The sequence below is a fragment of the Rufibacter latericius genome, from assembly GCF_003721515.1.
Lineage (GTDB): Bacteria > Bacteroidota > Bacteroidia > Cytophagales > Hymenobacteraceae > Nibribacter > Nibribacter latericius.
Window position 1 is genome coordinate 246,837 of the sequence record NZ_RJJD01000004.1, and the last position, 15,767, is coordinate 262,603.

The following is a 15,767-nucleotide window of genomic DNA, read 5'->3' on the forward strand; positions in this document are numbered from 1 at the left end:
TTTCATGGAACGAGTAACCCAGCAGCGGCAATTTTTAATGTCAGGCGCTTTGCTCCTTTTCTTCGGGGCGCTCCTGTACGTTGCCTCTTTTCAGGCGTTTAAAGGCCGTGAGCCGCACCTGTCGGTGGAGGAGTTAAAGGAGGCAGGTCGTTTTGCCAGGTCTAACCGCTTGCACAAGAAAGGAGCCATCGGGACAAAGGAAAACCCCAATGCCCGGCAGGAGTATGAGCTTGAGCGCCTGAAAGATCCGGCAACGGGAAAAATCCCGGAGGGAATACGGGAACTGGAACTCGCCTACTCCAAAAGAATCTTGACAGCTGAACAAATTCTACGGGAAGCAAACCCCTACGGGAAGCTGGCCACTTATACCTGGGACAGGCGGGGACCCTACAATGTGGGCGGACGTACGCGGGCTTTGGCCATTGACCTGAGTAACGAAGCCAATATTCTGGCGGGAGGAGTTTCAGGCGGCATGTGGCGCAGCAGCAACGGCGGAGACTCCTGGACAAAGGTGACCGATCCCAACATGGTGCACAGCGTGACTACGGTAGCGCAGGACAGAAGAGTGGGCAAGCGCAATGTCTGGTACTATGGTACAGGCGAGATGCTGTCGGGGAATTCGGCCAGTAAACTGGATGCTTTCTATCTGGGCAACGGCGTATTCAAATCCATTGATAATGGCGTTACCTGGAATGTGTTGCCTTCTACGCAGGTAAATGACCCTACCCAGTTCTACACCAACATGTTCCAGATCACCTATAGAGTGGCAACCAATCCGGCCAATGCTACCCAAGACGAGGTGTTCGCGGCTACAGCTGGTTCTATTCGGCGTTCTATCAACGGCGGTGCCACCTGGACACACGTGCTGGGGTATGATGTAGAGGTAGAAGATTTTAATGCCAGCCCTTTCTTTACCGATATTGCCATTGGCAACAACGGCAGCATGTATGCTACCCTAAGCCAATTCGCCAACGGCGGCGGGGAGTCAGAAAGTAAAGGGATCTACCGGTCCACCAATGGTACTACCTGGACCGATATCACGCCCACCGGTTTTCCGGAAACCTACGAAAGGATTGTGCTGGATATAGCTCCTTCCAACGAAAACATTGTTTATTTCCTGGTGTACACCACCGAAAACCCTGACTCTGAAGCCAACCTCTGGAAATATGAATATGTTTCCGGTACAGGTGCTGGCGAAGGCGGAGTCTGGACTGATTTATCGGACAACTTGCCCATGTTGGGCGGTAACTCCGGCGACCTAGATCTACAGGGCGGCTATAACATGGTGGTGCGGGTAAAACCCAATAACCCCAACTATGTAGTGTTGGGTGGTACCAACCTTTACCGGTCTACCAGCGGTTTTTCAAATACAACTGCCACGGCTAAAATTGGGGGCTATGTTCCTTCCAACAACGGGTTCGCTTTGTACGAGCAACATCACCCAGACCAGCATGAGGTGGCTTTTTTCAAGGGCTCTCCTAATAAAATGATTTCGGCCCATGACGGTGGCCTTTCCAAAACTGAGAACAACCTGGCTGCCACCGTTGAATGGGAATCCCTGAACCGAGGGTATCAGACCACCCAATTCTACACCATCGCGATGGACCTGAACACCACCAGCGATTTGGTTGTAGGAGGAATGCAGGATAATGGCAGTTGGGCGGTAGATGACATTGAATCGCAGGCTACGTGGGTAGAGCAATTAGGCGGTGACGGTGCCTTTGCGGCGGTAACCACCCATTCTATTCTGGTATCTGCCCAAAGCGGAACCGTTTACCGGATTGCCTATGATGATGCCGGAGATTTTCAGGGATATGCCCGCATTGACCCGCCCAAAGCCAAGGGATACCTGTTTGTGAACCCCTACACCATAGATCCAAACAATGAATACACCATGTATTTGCCGGCAGGTGACACGTTGTGGCGGAATAAAGACATTTCCAAAATTCCGGTGCGGAAAAGCGGGGCTTTCAATCAATCAGACATTGGCTGGGAAGTGGTTTCTAAACTTGGATCCCGCGAGGAAATCTCTGCCGTAGCGGTGAGCAAGTCGCCCGCCAATGTCGTGTACTTCGGAACTAGGGCCGGGAAACTGTATAAGTTCCAGGATGGTACTGTGGCTACTCCCACCAGAACCAACATTACTGGCACTGGTTTCCCGACCGGTAATATTCAATGTATCGCCATTGACCCCAGAAATGCAGATAAAGCCATTGTCGTATTCTCAAACTATAAAGTAGAAAGCCTTTTCTACACCGCCAATGGAGGGACTTCCTGGACTCCTATTTCCGGTAACCTGGAAGAAAACGGAGATGTGAAAGGCAATGGTCCTTCTACCCGTTGGGTCACCATTCTGCCTAACCCAGACGGTACCTCCAAGTTCCTCGTAGGAACCAGCACCGGTTTGTACTCCACGGGTACCCTCAGCGGAAGAAATACCACCTGGGTGAGGGAAGGAACCAACACCATTGGCCAGGTTCCGGTAGACATGGTTCTGAGCCGTACCACCGATGACCTTGTCCTGGTGGGAACCCACGGAAACGGGGTGTACAGCCGCCGCTACTCTGGTCCGCTGGCCTCCAAAGAAGAAATAGCCACCGCGGCACAGTTCGGGCTGAAGCAGAATTACCCTAACCCTTTCCGGCAGGGAGCAGTGACCACCATTCCTTTCAACCTGGAGAGAGCAGCCACCGTGAAACTGACCGTCTATGACCTAAGCGGAAGAACCATCACTACTTTGGTGAACGGCCGGAAAACAGCCGGGCAGCATCAGGTAACCTGGGACGGACGCACTTCCTCAGGCGGTGCCCTATCCTCGGGAACGTATCTCTATGAATTGACCATAGATGGAAAGCGCTACACCAAACGCCTGACGTTCTTACGCTAATTCAGTCTGGAATAAAACAGAAGAAGCTGCCCGAGACAACTCAGGCAGCTTCTTCTGTTTTAGGGCTGTTTCTGGTAAAACAGGTCAAATACGGCTTAGCGCTTCACGTACTGGGCAAACTCCTTCGCGAAGTAGGTGAGGATGATGTCTGCGCCGGCGCGTTTCATGCTGAGCAGCGTCTCCAGCATGATTTTCTCACCGTCCAGCCAGCCGTTCTGGGCCGCGGCTTTCACCATGGCGTACTCGCCACTCACGTTGTAAGCGGCAATAGGCAGATTGGAGTTGTCGCGGAGCGATTTGATCACATCCAGGTAGGAGAGGGCAGGCTTTACCATGAGGTAATCGGCGCCTTCCAGGGTGTCCAGCTCGGCTTCAATGAGGGCCTCGCGGCTGTTGGCGGGGTTCATCTGGTAGGTTTTCTTGTCGCCGTGCTTAGGGGCAGATTCCAGGGCATCGCGGAACGGGCCGTAGAAACCGCTGGCGTACTTGGCGGTGTAACTCATGATGGCCACGTTGTAGAAAGCGTGTTTGTCCAAAAGCTGGCGGATGTGCGCCACGCGGCCATCCATCATATCTGAGGGAGCCACGATATCGGCACCGGCTTGCGCCTGGGCTAAAGCCATCTGGCCGAGTACTTCCAAAGACGCATCGTTGATGATTTCGCCATTGTCCACAATGCCGTCATGGCCATCGGTGCTGTAGGGGTCCATGGCTACATCGGTTGCCAGCACAATGCCGGGGAACTGACGCTTCAGCTCAGAGATGGTCTTCAGGAAAAGCCCATCGGGATTCTTGCTCTCCTGCGCGAAACGGTCTTTCTTGTCCTCAGAGATATTGGGGAACGGCGCGAAGGCTTTGATGCCCAGCTCCACGCACTCGCCTACTTCGTCTACCAGACGATCCAGGCTGAAACGCGAGATGCCGGGCATGGACGGTATGGCTTGCTGCACATTCTGGCCTTCGGTGACAAATATGGGGAAGATTAAATCGTGTAAAGTGAGGTGATTTTCCTGTACCAGATTACGGATGACATCTGATTTACGGTTCCGGCGGGGCCGGCGGGTTAAATGGTTCATAGCAGCGGTTAGGGTTAAGCAAGCGATTCCACTGTCTGGAACGCCTGCTGCTGATACAACAAAAGTGCCCGGCGAAAAGTGTACGCAGAGCTGAATTTTCTGCCTGCCATTTCTAGCCGACGGCGCAAAGGTACGGCACATGCCGCTCAGATGCTATGTTTTCCCGGATCAAGCGATAGGCAGAGGTTTTAAGCCTGGTTTTAAAAAACGCGCCTAAAACAAAAGGCTGCCCAAACGTGAAGTCTAGGCAGCCTTTCTGTGAGGAAGCTATTGTTCTAGAACTCAGCCAACGTTTTCTCAATGATATCACAGCATGCGTTCAGTTGCTCCTCAGAAATCACCAATGGTGGTGCGAAGCGGATGATGTCGCCGTGGGTTGGTTTGGCCAAAAGACCGTTCTCCATCAGTTTCACGCAGACATCCCAGGCGGTGCGGCCATCGGCGGTAGGTTGAATGATGACGGCGTTGAGCAGGCCGCGGCCGCGTACCAGGCTCACCAGTTCCGGGTGACGGGCTTTGAGTTCGTTCATGCGGGATCGGAAAATCTCGCCCAGGCGCATGGCATTCTCGGTGAGTTTCTCGTCCTGGATCACGTCCAATGCGGCCACGGCTACGGCGCAGGCCAGCGGGTTACCCCCGAAGGTAGAGCCGTGTTCGCCAGGCTGGATGCAGAGCATGATGCGGTCATCGGCGAGGGCCACAGAAACTGGCAGCACGCCACCGGAGAGGGCTTTGCCCAGGATCAGAATATCGGCTTTCACACCATCATAATGAGAAGCCAGGAGTTTGCCGGTACGGCCAATGCCCGTCTGGATCTCGTCAATAATCAGAAGCACGTTGTATTTCTCGCACAAGGCTTTGGCGCCGCTCAGGTACCCGTCTGAAGGAACCACCACGCCGGCCTCGCCCTGGATGGGTTCTACCATGAACGCGCAGATGTGGGCATTTTCTTTCAATGCCTGCTCCAATGCCTCCAGATTGTTATACGGCAACACTTTGTAACCCGGCATGTACGGCCCGAAACCTACGGTGCTGCTGGGATCGGTGGAAAAGGAGATAATACCGGTGGTGCGTCCGTGGAAATTGTGCTCCACTACCAGGATCTCGGCCTCGTGCGGCGGAATGCCCTTTTCTTTGTAGCCCCACTTGCGGGCCAGTTTCAGAGCGGTTTCCACGGCCTCGGCGCCGGAGTTCATCATCAACGCTTTGTCATAGCCGAACAGCTCGGTGAAGTATTTCTCGGCGGGACCCAGTTTGTCGTTGTAGAAAGCACGCGAGGTAAGCGTAAGTTGCTGGGCCTGCTCGGTAAGCGCCCCGATGATGCGCGGATGGCAGTGACCCTGGTTCACGGCACTGTACGCCGAAAGGAAATCATAGTACCGGTTGCCTTCCACATCCCAGAGATAAACCCCCTCGCCGCGGCTAAGCACCACCGGCAGCGGATGATAGTTGTGGGCCCCGTATTTGTCTTCTAAGGCAATGGCCTCTTGGCTGGAGGTAACTGTGGAAGTATTCATGTGGTAAATAGTTTAAGGTGATTGAAAAGAAGGCGGCGCATCTTCGCTCTCTAAATACGCAGGAACCGCTTGCAGAGATAAATGTAAAGAAAAGTCTTGAAAGGCTAACGAACGTGCGTGACTAAGGAGGGGAGTGAGCGTATCCGGTACTTTTTTGCCCTGTTTTCCTGAAAACTGCTGCAAAACAGCATTTCAAATGACGCAGACTTTCATGCGAGCCCATGGCCTTGTATCTTTGCGGCATGAAGGCCAAACCGCTGCCGCTGGAACCCGGCGACTTTTATTTCAACGAGCAAGGGCTCATGGTTTTCACGGCGCAGTACCATCTCAGGCGCGGCTACTGTTGCCAGAGTGGCTGCAAACACTGCCCCTACGGATTCACTAAAAAGACGAATTCTGCCCCGGCAGATGGAAGCAAAAAGGACGCTGAGGCAGGTTAAAACACTTTTGAAGAACACATTAAAGAAAAAAGTTAGGGGCAAGGGTTGACATTGCATAACTTTTTGCGGATATTTGCATCCCTTTTGTAATAAACGATACTAACGATACAATGGCACGAGTTTGTGATTTAACCGGTAAAAGAGTGCAGGTGGGTAACCGCGTTTCGCACGCCAACAATAAGACAAAACGCAAGTTTTACCCGAACTTGCAGAAGAAGCGCTTCTACATCCCTGAAGAAGATGCATGGGTGACTTTGAAAGTTTCTACCTCTGCTATCCGCACTATTTCTAAGAACGGTATTTCTGCCGTTTTGAAGAAAGCCAAAGAAGACGGTTACATCGTTTACTAAGCTTCTGCCATGAAGGCTCTGCGACACCTTTGTTTTACATTGCTTGTGTCGCTGCCGATAGGGGTGACCGCGCAAAATACCGGCCCGGACAAACCTGCGGATTTCCTGGATAAAGAATTTCACCGGCAACGGAGAGAGGCCCTGCGGCAAAAGCTGCCGGCCCACTCCGTTGCCGTTTTGTTTTCCAACCCTTTGAGAAACCGGGCCAACGATGTGGACTTCAACTTCCATCAGGACCCTGATTTCTATTACCTCACCGGCTACCGCGAGCCCAACTCCGTGCTGCTGCTGTTCTCTGACCAGCACATGGTCAACGGCGTGGCCACGCAGGAAGTATTGTTCACGCAACCCCGCAACCCGCAGCGCGAGTCCTGGACCGGCAAGCGCCTGGGCGAGGAAGGCGCAAAGCAGCACCTGGGGGTAACGCACGCGCTGCCCGCCACCGCTTTCGCCAACTTCAAGCTGGACACGGCTGCCTTTGACCAGATCCTCTTCCTGAGCCTGCCTTCTGACGTGCGCAGCGAGCCCGGCGACAAAGCCGATTTGTACGATCTGGTGGCGCAGTTCCGCCAGAAAATAGGCCTCCGGCCCGATCAGGATTTCGCCCACCAGGAACTTTACCAGATCATCAAACAGTATGATGCCCTCTCCGGAGACAAGGTGCAACTGGAGGTGCAGCGCCAAATGGGCGCCAATCCAAACCTCAGCAACAACGCCTTCCTGAAAAGTTACCTCGCCGCCAAGGATGCGCCTGCCCGGGCTGCCTTGGTCGCCAACATGCCCAAAGAGAAGTTTGATTTATCTGCCCTTGAGACGGTGCTGGCCGAGATGCGGGAAACCAAATCGCCGGAGGAGTTGAAGTTGCTTCGCAAGGCGGTTGCCATGTCTGCGATCGGGCAGTTGGAGGTGATGAAAGCCATGCAACCCAACATGTCTGAGACCGAGGTGCAGGGCATCCATGAGTTCGTCTATAAAAAATACGGTGCTGAGTACGAAGGCTATCCGTCTATTGTGGGCGCAGGCAACAACGGCTGCATCCTGCACTACATCGAGAACGAGAAACCGAAGCTGGGTAATGAGCTGGTCTTGATGGACCTGGGCGCCGAGTACCACGGCTACACCGCCGATGTGACCCGCACCATTCCGGCCAACGGCAAGTTCACCCCGGAGCAGAAACAAATCTATGAGCTGGTGTATGCCGCCCAAGAAGCAGGTTTTAAGGAGTGCAAAGTAGGCAACGCCTTCAGTTCCACCAATGCAGCCGCGCAGGCCGTCTTAGCCGAAGGCCTGATCAAACTAGGCATCATCAAGAAAGCCGATGAGGCCCGCCGCTATACCATGCATGGCGTGTCGCATTACCTAGGGCTGGATGTGCACGACCGTGGTTCCTACGGGCCGTTCAAAGCCAATACCGTCATCACCGTGGAGCCCGGCATCTACATCCCCGAGGGGAGCCCCTGCGACAAGAAGTGGTGGGGCATTGGGGTAAGGATTGAGGATGATATCCTGATAACCGACAAAGGCTGGGAGAACCTCTCGGCGGGCGCACCCCGCAGTGTGAAAGACATTGAGGCGGCCATGGCCAAGCCCAGCCCGCTGGATAACTTTAAGCTGCCTGAGTTAAAGTAGCGGCATCGGTCAAGGAGGTCAAGTGCCAAACGGAGAAGCTGTTTTAGGTTTGTTTTGTGGAAAACAGGCCCAAAATGAACTTTTGGCGGGCGCTTGGACTTAGGAGAGTGGAAAAGAAGAGGCTTTGGGGCATGAACTGCGTGATTCCCAAAGTAAAAAAGTAGAAAAGCATTTGTATTTACAGGACTCGGCTCGTATATTTGCAGTCCTAAATAAAAATCAACTTCGCGATGGCAAAGAAAGCTAAAGGCAATAGAGTTCAGGTGATTTTGGAGTGCACTGAGCAGAAAAACTCCGGCGTACCTGGCATGTCTCGGTATATCACTACCAAAAACAGAAAGAACACTCCTGAGCGTTTGGAGATGAAGAAGTTCAATCCGTTCATGAAGAAAGTAACTGTTCATAAAGAAATTAAATAACCATGGCTAAGAAAGTAGTTGCAACCCTGAAGACCGCCACTGGTAAAGACTGGGCAAAGGTGATTAAAGCTGTTAAGTCTCCTAAGACTGGAGCCTACACCTTCAGAGAAGAGATGGTGCCGATTGACCAAGTGCAAGACGCCCTCAAAAAATAATTGCCGATATCGCATTGATGATATACCTGTAAAAGTCCCTCCATACCAGGGACTTTTTTGGTATATTCTTATTTCTAATTCTTATCTCCAATAGTTCCCTAGACCGCTATGGCACTTTTCGGTTTCTTCAGCAAAGACAAAAAAGAATCTCTGGACAAAGGTCTGGAGAAAACCAAAACCAGTTTCTTTGACCAACTCAGCAAAGCCGTAGTAGGCAAGTCTAAGGTGGACGAGGAAGTCCTGGATGAGCTGGAGACCGTGCTGGTACACGCCGATGTAGGAATTGGGACCACTGTCAAGATCATTGACCGCATTGAGAAGCGCGTGGCCCGTGACAAGTACGTGGGGACCTCAGACCTGGACCGCATCCTACGCGAAGAGATCATGGACCTCATGGAGGAGAACAAAGGTGGCGTGGCCGAAGACTTTAGCTTACCTGATACTGGCGGCCAACCGTACGTGATCATGGTGGTTGGCGTGAACGGCGTAGGCAAAACGACTACTATTGGTAAGTTAGCCTCTCAATTCCACAAAGCCGGCAAGAAAGTAGTGCTAGGCGCTGGTGATACCTTTAGGGCTGCCGCCGTGGACCAACTCAAGATCTGGGGCGACCGCGTAGGCATTCCCGTGATTGACCACGGCATGAACACAGACCCAGCCTCGGTAGCGTATGACGCCGTGAAGAAAGGCGTGGAGATGGGTGCTGATGTGGTCATCATTGACACAGCCGGCCGTCTGCACACCAAAGTGGGTTTGATGAACGAATTGTCCAAGATCAAGCGCGTAATGCAGAAAGTGATTGAAGACGCGCCGCAGGAAGTATTGCTGGTACTGGACGGTAGCACCGGGCAGAACGCTGTGATTCAGGCCCGCGAGTTCACCAAAGCCACCGAAGTAACTGCCCTGGCTGTAACCAAACTGGACGGAACCGCCAAAGGTGGGGTCATCATCGGTATCTCAGACGAATTCAAGATTCCGGTGAAATACATTGGCGTAGGTGAGCGCGTGGAAGACCTGCAGGTGTTTGACAAGCGCGAGTTCGTGGACTCCTTGTTCTCCAAGAAATAGTAAAGCTGTTTTGGGCCTGTTTTGAAGAAAGTAGGCTCAAAACAGGAAAGCCTTTCCTGTGCTTCTTAATTCTTCCTGATTCAAGTTTTCAACTTGAGATATGTGGAAGTAAAAGAGGTCTGAAATGTATATCTTGAGGCTGTCGCCTCACTGAAGTTGAAAACTTCAGACCATAATAGGTCCAAGTTGAAAACTTGAACAAGAGATAATAAAGAAGAGCTCGGAATCAGGCTATTTATAGGCTGATTCTAATAAAAGAGGCGCAAAGTAAACCAATCACCCCAGTTTGGTTGTTGCACTCCATAAGTAAGAATTCCCTAAGACAGGCACGTGAAAGTAAGATCGCTTAAACAAGACAAATACAACGTTATCACGCTGGGTTGCTCCAAAAACCTGGTAGACTCTGAAGTGCTCATGGGCCAGTTGAAGGCCAACGACCGCCAGGTGGTGCATGACTCAGAGAAAGATGACGCCAATATCATCATCGTGAATACCTGCGGCTTCATTGACAACGCCAAGCAGGAATCCATTGACACTATTCTGCGCTACGCCGATGCCAAAGAAGCCGGAGCCATTGATAAACTCTATGTCACCGGTTGTCTTTCGCAGCGTTACAAGGATTCCCTGGAGGCCGAAATTCCGCAGGTAGACGCTTACTTCGGGACCCTGGAGTTGCCACAGCTCCTGAAAACCCTGGAAGCCGATTACAAGCACGAACTTATTGGCGAGCGCTTGATCACCACGCCTAAGCACTACGCTTACTTCAAGATCGCCGAGGGCTGTAACCGTCCCTGCTCGTTCTGTGCCATCCCGTTGATGCGCGGCAAGCACGTAGACCGTCCCATTGACAGCCTGGTGAAAGAAGCCACGCGTCTGGCCAATATGGGCACGAAAGAATTGATTTTGATTGCCCAGGACTTGACCTACTACGGTCTGCAGCACTATGGCGAGCGCAAGCTTGCCGAGCTGTTACAGCGTCTCTCAGACGTGAACGGCATTGAGTGGATCAGGATGCAGTACGCCTACCCAAGCCAGTTCCCGATGGATGCGCTGGACGTGATGGTAGAGCGCGAGAACATCTGCAAGTACCTGGACATGCCGTTGCAGCACATCTCTGACAACATGCTCAAGACCATGCGCCGGGGTATCTCCAAGCGTCGTACGCTGGAGTTGGTAGATACCATCCGTCAGCGCGTACCAGACATCGCCCTTAGAACCACCTTGATTGCTGGTCACCCCGGTGAAACGCAGCAGGACTTTGAGGAGATGTACCGTTGGGTAGAGGAAACCAGATTTGATCGTCTTGGTATCTTCACTTACTCGCACGAAGAAAACACGCATTCCCACACCTTGGTAGACGATGTACCGGATGAGGTGAAGCAAGAACGTGCCGATGCTATCATGGAACTGCAGCAAGGTATTTCCATGGAGATGAACGAAGAGAAAGTAGGCAATACCTACAAAGTGCTCTTCGACCGCAAGGAAAGTGGCTATTTCGTGGGCCGTACCCAGTACGACTCTCCGGAGGTAGACAACGAGGTTCTGGTTCCCGCGGGCAGCACCTACGTGCGCCTGGGAGATTTCGCCCAAGTGAAAATCACCGATTCTTCAGACTTCGACCTGTACGGAGAGGTAGTAAGCAACAATTACGCTCCGGCAGAGAAAGAAGCTTCCGCGCATTTACCGTCTGTTTCCTAAGAAACAGGCCTAAAACAAAGATTTAACTCTTTAGGAGACCTCACAGGTTTTTAAAACCTGTGAGGTCTTTTTGTTTCTGGGGTATATCAGTTTTATAGTAGGGGCAATCCCTTGTGGTTGCCCTTGTTGATGTAGGTTACAAAGCATAAGAGATTGATTCTTACTTCAGGTTGCTCCATAGGGACAATAGAGGGTGAATAGGTTATAACCAACGCTCCAGTACCTGTTTCAAGCCTGTTTTTACCAAATCGCCCTCAAAACAGAAACCCACCCACTCCCGCGGCTTAGACCAACTCCGTGATTCCTGTAGTTTCCTGCGTGACACCATCCACGGCCTTCTTAGAAACGTACTACGGGTATTATTCTGAAAATAGATTTTACCTTTGCACGGCAGGTGCGCTTAACGCGGCCCGTACCCAGTTATGAAAGTTTCCTGTATTGACTATAGCGCCATCGGTGCCTTTTCTTCTCTAGTGCTGGACTATCTCCGGAAGGATGCTAAACTCCGGCCGTTTTACGCCCATTTTCCTGAAATCAGCTCGTTTCCGGCCCTCATTCAGGAGCGGAATTTTCCGGCAGAGCGGCGGCAGGTGCTGGTAGACGAACTCAACCGGCAATACCAGGGCGTGGAAATCACGGAGGCGGTGCAGGCCAATATCGCGGCGTTAGCCGATGCCCAAACGTTTACCATCACCACGGGGCACCAACTCAACCTGTTCACCGGGCCGCTCTACTTTATCTATAAGGTGGTTACCGCCATCAACACCGCCCGCGAGCTGCAGAAGGCCTACCCAGACCAGAAGTTTGTGCCCGTGTACTGGATGGCCACTGAGGACCACGATTTTGCCGAGGTGAACCATTTCACGCTTTTCGGGAAGAACTATGCTTGGGAGAGCGATGCGAAAGGCGCCGTGGGCCGTTTCTCCACCGATGGCCTGAACGAGCTGCTGGACGAGATGCCCGAAAGTTATCCTTTGTTTGAGCAGGCCTACACTGAAAGCGGTACCCTCGCGGAGGCCATGCGCCAGATAGTGAACGGTTTGTTTGGCGAGTACGGCGTGGTGTGCGTAGACGGAGATAGCCGCTCGTTAAAGCAGGCTTTCAGCCCTATCGCGCAGCGCGAACTCACCGAACAGGTAGGATTTAAAGCCGTTACCAAAACCAACGTGGCACTGGAGCAGCACTACAAACCGCAGGTGATGGTGCGCGAGATTAACCTCTTTTACCTGGACCAGAACTTAAGAGAGCGGATTGTGCAGGAAGGAGACCAATACAAGGTCCTGAATACTGATCTGGCCTTCTCGCGGGAGCAAATCCTGGCGTTAACCCAGGAACAACCCGAAAAATTCAGCCCGAACGTGGTGCTGCGACCGTTGTACCAGGAACTGGTGCTGCCCAACCTGGCGTACATTGGTGGTGGGGCCGAGGTGGCGTACTGGTTTCAGCTCAAAGGTACGTTTGAGGCCTACGGGGTACCGTATCCGGCGGTGATGCTGCGCAACTCGGCCATGGTGATCACGAAGCCCAACGCCCAGCGCATGGAGAAACTGGGCTTTACCGTAACCGAGATGTTCAAGGAACTGCCTGAGCTGAAAAAACGGCTCGCCGAGCTGCTGAACCAGCAGGATGTAGCCCTGCAGCAGCAACGGAGCGCGGTAGAGGAGGCCTTCCGGCAGATAGAGGAGCTGGCCCAATCCATTGACCCCACCCTGGTGAAAGCCGTTGGTGCCGAGGCCCAGAAAGCCTATAACAGTCTCCAGATGCTGGAGAAAAAGCTGAACAAAGCCGTGGAAAGCAAAAACGACATAGCGTATAACCAATTGGCCAACCTGAAGGAGAAGCTTTTCCCGACGGGCGTGCTGCAGGAGCGCGTAGACAACCTGCTCACCTACCAGACCAACAACCCTAACTTCATCCAAGAGTTGGTGGCCGCTTTTGAGCCGTTTTCTTACTGCTTTACCGTACTTCAGGAAGAATAGCCATGGCCTTGAAAGCTGATCTTAGAAAGGAGTATTCCCAACGGCGCCAGCAGTTCTCAGTAGAAGAAATAGAAGTCTGCAGCGAGCGCATCTCGGCGCGTTTTCTGGCCGAATTTGCGCCTAAACCGGGGCAGACGGTCCATACTTTTCTGCCTATCCAGCAGCTACAGGAAGTCAATACCTGGCACATTGTGCGGCAGCTGTGGCAACACAACGTACAGGTAGCGGTGCCCGTGGCCAACCCGAAGGACTTTTCCATGGCCCATTTCCTTACCACTCCTGAAACCCAGCTGCAGGAAAGCAAATGGGGTATTCCAGAGCCGGTCAACGCCTTGCCCATCCCAGAGTCCGAGATTGACATTGTGCTGATTCCCCTTCTGACGTTTGACCTTCAAGGGCATCGAGTAGGCTACGGCAAAGGGTTTTATGACCGTTTTCTGGCCCTTTTGCCCCAAATGAGCCAAAAACTGGGACTCTCCCTGGAGCCTCCGGTGGAGATAATTGACGATGTGAGCGCCACAGACCTTACCCTGGATGCTGTGATCACCCCAGATCAGGTGTGGACGTTCAAGTCCTCAGATTCTAAGGACTAAGCGCTTCCTGCCTTATTCTTTTTGTACCAGCACTTTCCTGGAGACCTGGAAGGCGGGCGTTCCTATCTGCAACAGGTACATGCCTGCGGGTAGATGGTCTGTGGCGACCTTAATCTTGGTGCTTCCGCGGGCAAGGGTTTGCGTTGTCTCCCAGAGTTTATCTCCGTGCAGGTTCACCAGCGTGACCGTGGCATTTATGGGCGCCGGTACCTCAATGGTGAGTTGGGTGCTTTTCTGCGCCGGCATAGGAGCGATGTTTACCTGGTAACCTGTCGGTAGGTTGTCATTGACTCCTAGTGGATCATGGTACGACATCTTGAAAATAGTACCGCTTTGATCATCAGAAATCAAGAGGTTGCCCTGTAAGTCAATAGCAACATCCACGGGTCTGGCCCAGGCACTCGTGGAGTCCTCATTCAGGATGTGGTCTACTAGGGAAACCTGCGCACCCGGCGTTTGGGTGGAGGCATTCCAAGGAAAATAAATCACTTTGTAGCCAGTTTTCTTCGTGCGGTTCCAGGAGCCATGCAGCGCTAAGATAGCGCCGTTGTTGTACGGCGCAGCCAATTTGGTGCCTTGGGAGAAAACGAAACCCAACGGTGCCGAGTGAGCCGCGATGCCTTTGGAGATGCGGTTCATGTTGTCGCAGTTGACGGTGCCGTTTCTGTTTAATTCATAGTCTGGCGCGAAGGGCATGTTCTCGGTACCCTGGGTCAGGACTGGGTTGCAGAAAGGCCAGCCGTAGTCTCCCCCGTCACGCACCTTGGTGAATTCCTCCGCCGGGTTGTTGTCTACGTAGTTGGGGATGATTTTGCCGTAGTTCCCCGTGGCATCGTTGAACGGGTAGCGGATTTGGTCGCGGTTATTTACCGTTACCCACAACTCATCTGTACCTGGAATGAAGGCCAGTCCCTCAGCATTGCGCAGTCCTTTAGCAAAAAGGCGTCGGTTCTTTCCCTGGGCGTCATACACGTAAATAGCTCCCCTGATAGGATCACTCTGAGTATCTGAGGCACAGGCATTACAGGTGGAGGCGATGGATACGTACAGATTGTGGTTCCGGTCTAGGGCGATGTTCTTCAGCTCGTGCCCATAGTTGCCGTTTAACTCCGGCAGACTGGCATCGGGCAGATTGTCTACAATTATCTCCCGGTTCTGCCCAGTCAGGTCACCGTTTTGGTAGGTGTAGCGACTGATTTTATTTTTCTCAGACACATAGAGGTACGTGGTGCCGTTGATCTCGTGAAAAACCAAGTCATGGGGACGGGCTAATCCGCTCACGAAATCTGTGATCTGGGGACTGCCTGAAGCCGATGGTCGGACTAGTTTCACCCGTCCCTGGCCTGGTACCGAGACCAGCAAGTCGCCGTTGGGCGCAATGGCCATAAACCTGGCACCGGAAATTCGGGCGTAGACGGCCAGCGAGAAATTCCTGGGCAGGGAGACAAACCGTTCTGTGTTGAAAGGCGAACTGCGCATGTTCTGAGGCACCGTGACCTTCACCCACTCAGTGGCTCCAGGCGGAGTTGATTGCGCCCAACAGATGCTAACCGACAGAAAGAGCAGGAAGGCTAAGTAGCTGTTTTTCATAGTTATCCTTTTGAGGGTGGTCTGTTATTTAACGAACCAGAACGAAAAATAGCGATGCCAATTCCAGTACGTTTATCGGTTTTCATCCTGATGTCTCAGGCTGGAGAAAGGGCGCTATTCCGCCCAGAATCGGTAAGTTCGGCTAGGAAAGTAATAGTCCTTGACTGCCTATCTTACTTGGCTTCTTCCTTTCTATCATTATCTACTAAAGCACTACACCTTTTAAGCCTGTTTTCTGAAAAGGAGAGCAAAACCACGGACAAAAGGTTTGCTGTCCTTCCTTGTGCTGCAACTAGTCGGAAAACCCCTTGGCTTGCGTACTTTTTAACTTTTCATAAAAAGAATAAATCATTAGCTTATATCTTT

At 52.5% G+C, this 15,767-nt stretch carries 13 protein-coding genes; 10 read left to right on the forward strand and 3 right to left on the reverse strand.

Features of this window, described 5'->3' with window-relative positions:
- Positions 1-4: 4 nt before the first annotated feature.
- A complete protein-coding gene (locus EFB08_RS08990) occupies positions 5-2,887 on the forward strand; it encodes a FlgD immunoglobulin-like domain containing protein (RefSeq protein WP_123126610.1) in 2,883 nt (960 codons plus the stop codon).
- 95 nt (positions 2,888-2,982) lie between these two features.
- Here EFB08_RS08990 and hemB read toward each other — a convergent pair whose 3' ends face one another.
- Together hemB and rocD are read right to left on the reverse strand one after the other, a co-directional pair.
- Complete coding sequence (gene hemB, locus EFB08_RS08995) at positions 2,983-3,963, reverse strand: porphobilinogen synthase (protein ID WP_123126611.1); 981 nt, start codon at positions 3,961-3,963, stop codon at positions 2,983-2,985.
- A gap of 275 nt (positions 3,964-4,238) precedes the next feature.
- A complete protein-coding gene (rocD, locus tag EFB08_RS09000) occupies positions 4,239-5,480 on the reverse strand; it encodes an ornithine--oxo-acid transaminase (RefSeq protein ID WP_123126612.1) in 1,242 nt (413 codons plus the stop codon).
- Positions 5,481-5,722: 242 nt separating this feature from the next.
- Between rocD and EFB08_RS09005 the strand changes: the two genes are divergently transcribed.
- From EFB08_RS09005 to EFB08_RS09045, 9 genes are all read left to right on the forward strand, one after another.
- Entirely contained in the window at positions 5,723-5,920 is a 198-nt protein-coding gene (locus tag EFB08_RS09005) for a DUF5522 domain-containing protein (RefSeq protein WP_123126744.1), read from the forward strand.
- 110 nt (positions 5,921-6,030) lie between these two features.
- The gene (rpmB, locus tag EFB08_RS09010) at positions 6,031-6,270 is read left to right on the forward strand and encodes a 50S ribosomal protein L28 (protein WP_123126613.1); all 240 of its coding nucleotides are present in this window, start codon (positions 6,031-6,033) and stop codon (positions 6,268-6,270) included.
- A gap of 45 nt (positions 6,271-6,315) precedes the next feature.
- On the forward strand, positions 6,316-7,899 hold the full coding sequence (locus tag EFB08_RS09015) for an aminopeptidase P N-terminal domain-containing protein (protein ID WP_227006273.1): 1,584 nt from the start codon (positions 6,316-6,318) through the stop codon (positions 7,897-7,899).
- Positions 7,900-8,129: 230 nt separating this feature from the next.
- Positions 8,130-8,318, forward strand: a complete 189-nt coding sequence (gene rpmG / locus EFB08_RS09020) for a 50S ribosomal protein L33 (protein WP_062543030.1) — start codon at positions 8,130-8,132, stop codon at positions 8,316-8,318.
- Positions 8,319-8,320: 2 nt separating this feature from the next.
- Entirely contained in the window at positions 8,321-8,473 is a 153-nt protein-coding gene (locus EFB08_RS09025; protein WP_071887815.1) for a DUF4295 domain-containing protein, read from the forward strand.
- Between the two features lie 108 nt (positions 8,474-8,581).
- Positions 8,582-9,541: a signal recognition particle-docking protein FtsY gene (gene ftsY / locus EFB08_RS09030; protein WP_123126615.1), complete on the forward strand. Its 960-nt coding sequence runs from the start codon at positions 8,582-8,584 to the stop codon at positions 9,539-9,541.
- Positions 9,542-9,871: 330 nt separating this feature from the next.
- Positions 9,872-11,239: a 30S ribosomal protein S12 methylthiotransferase RimO gene (rimO, locus tag EFB08_RS09035; protein ID WP_123126616.1), complete on the forward strand. Its 1,368-nt coding sequence runs from the start codon at positions 9,872-9,874 to the stop codon at positions 11,237-11,239.
- Between the two features lie 422 nt (positions 11,240-11,661).
- The gene (gene bshC, locus EFB08_RS09040) at positions 11,662-13,218 is read left to right on the forward strand and encodes a bacillithiol biosynthesis cysteine-adding enzyme BshC (protein ID WP_123126617.1); all 1,557 of its coding nucleotides are present in this window, start codon (positions 11,662-11,664) and stop codon (positions 13,216-13,218) included.
- A 2-nt stretch (positions 13,219-13,220) separates the two neighbouring features.
- Positions 13,221-13,811: a 5-formyltetrahydrofolate cyclo-ligase gene (locus tag EFB08_RS09045; protein ID WP_123126618.1), complete on the forward strand. Its 591-nt coding sequence runs from the start codon at positions 13,221-13,223 to the stop codon at positions 13,809-13,811.
- Between the two features lie 12 nt (positions 13,812-13,823).
- Here EFB08_RS09045 and EFB08_RS09050 read toward each other — a convergent pair whose 3' ends face one another.
- A complete protein-coding gene (locus EFB08_RS09050) occupies positions 13,824-15,401 on the reverse strand; it encodes a T9SS type A sorting domain-containing protein (RefSeq protein WP_123126619.1) in 1,578 nt (525 codons plus the stop codon).
- Positions 15,402-15,767 lie beyond the last annotated feature (366 nt).